Origin of the sequence: Kordia sp. (genome assembly GCF_045105435.1) — a bacterium.
In the GTDB taxonomy this organism is placed as follows: Bacteria; Bacteroidota; Bacteroidia; order Flavobacteriales; family Flavobacteriaceae; genus Kordia.
Window position 1 is genome coordinate 1 of record NZ_JBGCDL010000058.1, and the last position, 6,530, is coordinate 6,530.

Genomic DNA, 6,530 nt, shown 5'->3' on the forward strand with positions numbered 1-6,530 from the left:
TGGCTAAATATTGAAGTTGCAACGAGTCTTTTTTATACTTTTTTAATTGCGCATCAATTTCAGAATACGCAGCAGGTTTCGTTGCTAAGAGTGCATTTGCTTCCTTCACAAAAGTACTATCTGTAGTTTGTGAAAAGCTAATGGTAGCTAAAAATAAGGCAAGAACGAACAGCAGAACATTCTTATGTAAATTGCACATACACTTTAATTTTCTTATAATTTTTCTAAAAAAGCGGCTTTACGCTGTCTAGAAATAGGAATTTTATGGTTAGAAACCAATATGACATAGCCGTCAGATTTGATAAATTCTTTAATTTTATCAAGATTGACAATATATGAATTGTGGATTCTAAAGAAACGCTCATCTGGTAGCATAGCGTTTACTTCTTTTAGTTTTTTTGTGAGTACTATCTTTTTTGAATTTGTCAAATATAATGTACTATAATTTCCATCAGATTCTGCAAATAATAAATCATCCAAATCGAGAAATATTAACTTTCCGTCAGTATTTATTGTAATTCTTTTTTTGTTGAATCTACTATTATAATCGGAGAGAATACGTTCAAATTTTTCTGTGGAAACATCATTTCTAGAAATGTACTTTTTTATTTTAGTAATGGCAACTTTTAAGTCGTCCATATCAATTGGTTTCAACAAATAATCGATGGCTTCTTCTTTCAAAGCTTTCATGGCATATTCGTTATAAGCCGTAGTAATGACAACCGCAAAATCTTTTGTTTTCAGTCTATTTAAAAATTGAAAACCATCCATTGTTGGCATTTCAATATCGAGAAAAATACAATCAAAACTTGCTTTTTCTACATATAATAAAGCTTCTTCCGGATCTGTAAACTTTTCAAGTATTTCTATCTCATCACTAAAGTTTTCCAGCTCCCAAGCTAAGCTCTCTAATGCTTTTGGTTCGTCATCTATTAAAATTGCTCTTAACATAAGATTTTGGGTTTTATACCCTAAAGGTACATCTTTCGAATTAATTTTTGATGCACATAGTACCATTGGTTCAAAAATATGTATGTGCGGTTTAGTTTTGTAAATAGTTAACAAACAAGGGGATTTTCTCCCTTTTACACCAAAAACAATCTATACAACATTTGATCCCATTTATACAAAAACTGCACTCTCGAACATGTTCATAAGGTATATTTGGAACGTTAAAAAAGCCAAATCCCAAATTTTGACAACCATGTAATCTTAATCATATGTATGTTATGTGCACATAAAACAAGAATACAATTTATCTAATACTAACAATCAAAATCAAAGTAATGAAAAGAATTACACTATTTTTAATGCTAATTTGTTTTGCTTTCAGCACGAATACGAAAGCAAACAACATCCAAGTGAATAACATATCGCTTGAAAATTTAAATGAAGTTTCTAACTGGGTGCACGTAGAATTTGATCTCTTCTGGGAAAATTCATGGAGAATTAGTTCAGGACCATCTAATTATGATGCTGCTTGGGTATTTATTAAATACAGAGTAAACAACGGAACTTGGACACACGGAATTATCAGTCAGGCAAATTCAACTAGTCCAGCAGGAAGTACCTTAGATGTAACGTCAGATGGAATTGGAGCATTTGTTTATAGAGATGCTGACGGAAGTGGAAACGTAAACTTTCAAAACATTCAAATTCGCTGGAATTTTGGTTCTACCGACACAAATGACATTATAGACATTCAGGTATTTGCCATAGAAATGGTATATGTGCCAGAAGGTGCTTTTTATGTTGGAGGAACAACAGGAAATGAAGCTAACAAATTTCACTCAGGTGGTTTTTCAACTTCTTCTTCATACAGAATTACTTCAGAAGCTGCATTAACAATTGCAAACACATCTGGAAACTTGTACTATACAGCTACAAACTCTAATGGTGGAGATCAAACTGGAGTTTTAGCTGCTTCATATCCAAAAGGATTTAATGATTTTTATGCAATGAAATACGAAGTCACCGAAGGGCAATGGCTGGCTTTCTTTAATAGTTTAACAGAAAATCAAAAAACAAACTTAGACATTACAGATGCAACACACAAAAATAGTGATGCAGTCATAAGCAGAAATACAATTTCATGGACTGGCGGAACAGCAAGTGCTACAACTACTGCTCCTGATAGAGCTGTTGCATATTTAGACATTTCAGACATGAATTCATACATGGACTGGACAGGAATGCGTCCTTTAAGTGAGTTAGAATATGAAAAAGCATGTAGAGGACCTATTTTGCCAAAGCCAGGTGAATTTGCTTGGGGAAGTGCAAATATTGCTTCTAATGATTATACGATTGTAAACTCCGGATTCTCTAGTGAACGTGTTACAAACCCAGAAACAAATACTGGAAACGCAATGTACTCTTTAACAAACGGAACAATTGATGGCCCATTGAGAAACGGAATTTTTGCCGCAAGTGCTGTAAATAACAACAGAGAAGAAACTGGAGGTAGCTACTATGGTATTATGGAACTTTCAGGAAACTTATATGAAAGAGTTGTAACCGTAGGAACTTCACAAGGAAGGAACTTTACAGGTTTACATGGAAACGGAATTATTAGTTCTACAACTGGAAATGGTACAGTATCTAACTGGCCAAACAACACAACAGGTGATGGATACAGTTTCCGTGGAGGAAGCTGGTTAAATGGAGCTGACTTTATAAGAGTTTCTGACCGATTTGATGGTGCATCTATCATTGCAAGTGGAAACAATCGTTTAGGATTTAGAGCAGCTAGAACTGCACCTTAATATATAGAAAGATGAAAAAAAGATTTTTAATCTTATCTTTTATACTATTCCAAATCACTCATGTGTTCGCACAATTTGAAGGTGGTAATGGAGATGGTAATGATGTAGAGAGCGAGCTAAGCACAACGCTTACAAATCTTTCATTATCCATTTTATATGAAGGTAGCAATGGTGATGGATTTTCTAGTAGAGCACTACAAGCAACTACGCTAGAAAACATTTCACTAGCTGTTTTGTATGAAGGCAGTAATGGTGACGGATTTGCAAGTAGAACTTTAGAAGCTACTACGCTAGAAAACATTACACTAACTGTTTTATATGAAGGTAGTAATGGTGACGGATTTGCAAGTAGAACTTTACAAGCCACTACACTTGAAAATATCTCATTAGCTGTATTATATGAAGGCAGTAATGGTGATGGACATGATGTTGGAGACTTGCTAAATACTACATTAGAGAATATTTCTCTAGCAGTATTATACGAAGGTAGTAATGGTGATGGGTTTTCGAGTAGAACGTTACAAGCCACTACACTGGAAAATATTTCACTAGCTGTTTTGTATGATGGTGGAAATGGTGATGGGTTTTCTTCAAGACAAGAAAATGTATTCTTAGATCCAAATCAAGTTGTTGATTTAAGACTCAACGTAAGTATCTTTTTACAAGGACCACGTTTTAATGAATTAGATGACGCATTAATGAATGATGATTTACGTACTGGAAATTTAATTCCTAAAATTAGTCCTTATGATGCAACAGATGTAATATCTAATTCTAATGTATTCAATAATGGTGGTATTTCTGGAACTGGATTAGCAAGAGAGAATATTGTTGATTGGGTATGGATAGAAATTAGAAGTGGTTCAGATGATACGCTAATAGTAGATGGAACTTCAGCTCTAGTACAACGTAATGGAGAAGTTGTTGATTTAGATGGAACATCTGATGTTATCCTGCGTGGTTTTACCGGAGAATACTATGTCGCTGTAAAACATCGAAATCACTTGAGCGCCATGACTGCAAATAAAATTGCATTATCCGTAGTTCAAACTGATGTGGATTTAACTGACAATGGTACCGCAACCTTTGGAACCAATGCAAGAGTACAATTACCAAATGGAGATATGGCATTATGGGCAGGAAATGTAAATAATGATACTACTGTACAATACTCAGGAACAACGCCTGATACACCAAGCATATTATCGGAAGTACTAAACAATCCAGGGAACTTTTTAAATTTCCCTACATACGTAGTAACTGGATACAATGTACATGATATTAATATGGATGGAAATACGCAATATACTGGAACTGCTCCCGATACGCCAATACTATTACAAAATGTATTAGCGCATCCAGGAAATTTCCTAAACTTTAGCACATATCAAATTCAAGAACAATTACCTGAAAATTAATTTTTATGAAAAACATAATAAGAATATTTATACTAAGCTTCACTTGTCTTCTAGCCTCAGAGCTAAAAGCACAAGATGGCTATACGTATACATTAATACACAATGGCGGTTACAGCTTTTCAGTACAAGCTGTACCGAATGTAAGTGCTAATAACTTTGCTACTTCTGTACAGAGTTACGGATTTACAATTATAGTATCTGATGGTGTAACTATTGATACTGGATCAGCAACTTCATTAGGAAGCGGTGCCAGCGCAACTTTCTTTGATGGAAACAATGTTGCACAACCAACTATTGATGGATACTTAGTTACAGAAACTCTAGGAAGTCCTGCAACATTATCTGCGCCTTCTGCTGCAATGAACTCAACTATGTATACGTTTACTGTAAACGGAAGTCCTACAACTGGAGTTATGTATATACTAGAAAACAATTCAGCATTAGCAAACACAGTAACGCCTCTAAAATCTTTCATGCAAGCTGATATGATAGATAATGGAATGGCAGAATTTGTAAATGTTGTAGACCCTAACGCTTCAGCTGTATCTGGAATGAGTCCATTTGATTTCAATACATTATCTGTTGAAGAAGAAAATGAATTATCTGGTTTATCATTATATCCTAACCCAGCAAGCGACATTGTAAAAATTTCACTTCCAAATGGAATACAGGATATCGAAATTGAAGTGTTTGACAATGCAGGAAAGCAAATTGCAATGCAATTATCCGCAGATAACACAATAGATGTGAGCAATATAGCTTCAGGTTTATACCTAATCAATATAACATCTAATGATATCAAGACTACTAAAAAGCTTATTGTAAAATAATAAGCTTCTATTTTTTGTTTCACAAACCTCTTGAGTTGATCGCTCAAGAGGTTTTTTATTTTATGACTATATTTCACTAGTGTCAACTAAAAACTAAACAAAGTTCTTTGAAATTATTATAAACTTGATTTTAAGTATCAATTTAAAGCGTGACGATTTGAAATGATTTCTATGTTCGTAAATTAAAATTACGAATATGAATCAGGGTAAATATGTTTTTTCTCAATTAACAAATTTTCTTCCACAACGTATTTTTGATAGAATAACCTCCAAGTATTTAGGAAACAAATCTGTTAAACATTTCACGTGTTGGAATCAGTTATTATGTATGATTTTTGGTCAACTTTCGGCTAGGAAAAGTTTAAGAGATTTAATGACTATTATACAAACTCATCAATCCAAATCATATCATTTAGGGTTTGGCAAAAGTGTAACTCGAAGTAATTTATCTAAAGCTAACGAAAAACGTAACTTTAAAATATTTGAAGAGTTTGCTAATCATTTAATAGCAATTACTTAGAAGAAAAATAGCACTTCAGATTTTGATATTAAAGGTACTATTTATGCTTTTGATTCCTCAACAATTGATTTGTGTTTGAATGTGTTTTGTTGGGCTCATTTTCGTAAAACAAAAGCAGGGATAAAGCTGCATACACTTTTCGATGTTAGCACTCAAACCCCTGTATTTATTTATATTACCAAGGCAAACATACATGATGTTATGCAATGGACATTATAGATTATGAGTCATTAGCATATTATATTTTTGATCGTGCTTATGTAGATCATAAACGCTTGTATCGAATAACAAAAGCCAAAGCATATTTTGTTAATTAGAGCAAAATCTAATATTAAATTTAAACGCATGTATTCTAAAAAAGTGGATGGAAATACTGGAATTAAATACGATCAAATAGGAAAAATAATGGGCTTTTATAGCTCGAAAGAATATCCGAAAAAGATACGAAAAGTAAAGTTTTTCGATAGTGAAAATAAAAAAACGTTAATATTTATGACAAATAATTTTGACTTATCTGCTCAAAATATTGCTATACTTTATAAATAAAGATGGTAAGTAGAATTATTCTTTAAATGGATAAAACAACACCTAAAAATAAAAACCTTTTGGGATAGAACAGAAAATGCTGTTCGCATTCAAATAAATGTGGCAATTATATCTTATTGCTTTAGCATAATACTAAAACCCCGTAACTTTTCCACTTGATCCTGTACTATTTTACTCAAAGGGCTTCGTAAAATAATGGATTCCATGTTTAAATAGATTTCTAGAAGTCAGCAACAATCCACCACACACAACTAATTCCATTTCTTCTTTTCATTTTTTAATAAAGGTTAAATTCATGCTTAAACATAACTTTCATTTTAGGGCATAAAAAAACCCTTACCATATTGACTATGATAAGGGTTTTAAAAAAAGGCGGCGACATACTCTCCCACATTTCTGCAGTACCATCTGCGCTAATGGGCTTAACTTCTCTGTTCGGAATGGTAAGAGGTGA

At 33.1% G+C, this 6,530-nt stretch carries 7 protein-coding genes and 1 rRNA gene; 5 read left to right on the top strand and 3 right to left on the bottom strand.

All coding sequences use genetic code 11. The features are described from left to right. Together AB8B65_RS02680 and AB8B65_RS02685 are read right to left on the bottom strand one after the other, a co-directional pair. Positions 1–199: hypothetical protein (locus tag AB8B65_RS02680; protein WP_405299293.1), on the bottom strand; the 199-nt coding region annotated here is incomplete at its 3' end. A gap of 14 nt (positions 200–213) precedes the next feature. Beyond that, positions 214–951 carry a LytR/AlgR family response regulator transcription factor gene (locus AB8B65_RS02685; RefSeq protein WP_405299295.1) on the bottom strand — a complete coding sequence of 246 codons (738 nt, stop codon included), beginning with the start codon at positions 949–951 and terminating at the stop codon, positions 214–216. 335 nt (positions 952–1,286) lie between these two features. On the opposite strand from AB8B65_RS02685, the gene AB8B65_RS02690 reads away from it, so the two are divergent. From AB8B65_RS02690 to AB8B65_RS02710, 5 genes are all read left to right on the top strand, one after another. Then, complete coding sequence (locus AB8B65_RS02690) at positions 1,287–2,762, top strand: SUMF1/EgtB/PvdO family nonheme iron enzyme (protein WP_405299297.1); 1,476 nt, start codon at positions 1,287–1,289, stop codon at positions 2,760–2,762. Between the two features lie 11 nt (positions 2,763–2,773). After that, complete coding sequence (locus tag AB8B65_RS02695) at positions 2,774–4,180, top strand: hypothetical protein (protein WP_405299299.1); 1,407 nt, start codon at positions 2,774–2,776, stop codon at positions 4,178–4,180. A gap of 5 nt (positions 4,181–4,185) precedes the next feature. Then, positions 4,186–5,010 carry a T9SS type A sorting domain-containing protein gene (locus AB8B65_RS02700; RefSeq protein ID WP_405299300.1) on the top strand — a complete coding sequence of 275 codons (825 nt, stop codon included), beginning with the start codon at positions 4,186–4,188 and terminating at the stop codon, positions 5,008–5,010. A 196-nt stretch (positions 5,011–5,206) separates the two neighbouring features. Then, positions 5,207–5,530 carry a DUF4372 domain-containing protein gene (locus tag AB8B65_RS02705; RefSeq protein ID WP_405299302.1) on the top strand — a complete coding sequence of 108 codons (324 nt, stop codon included), beginning with the start codon at positions 5,207–5,209 and terminating at the stop codon, positions 5,528–5,530. Positions 5,531–5,875: 345 nt separating this feature from the next. Continuing rightward, positions 5,876–6,076 (top strand): hypothetical protein, encoded by a 201-nt coding sequence (locus AB8B65_RS02710; protein WP_405299304.1) that lies wholly within the window; start codon positions 5,876–5,878, stop codon positions 6,074–6,076. A 367-nt stretch (positions 6,077–6,443) separates the two neighbouring features. On the opposite strand, the gene rrf is transcribed toward AB8B65_RS02710, so the two are convergent. Beyond that, positions 6,444–6,530, bottom strand: a 5S ribosomal RNA gene (rrf, locus tag AB8B65_RS02715); the annotation flags it as partial.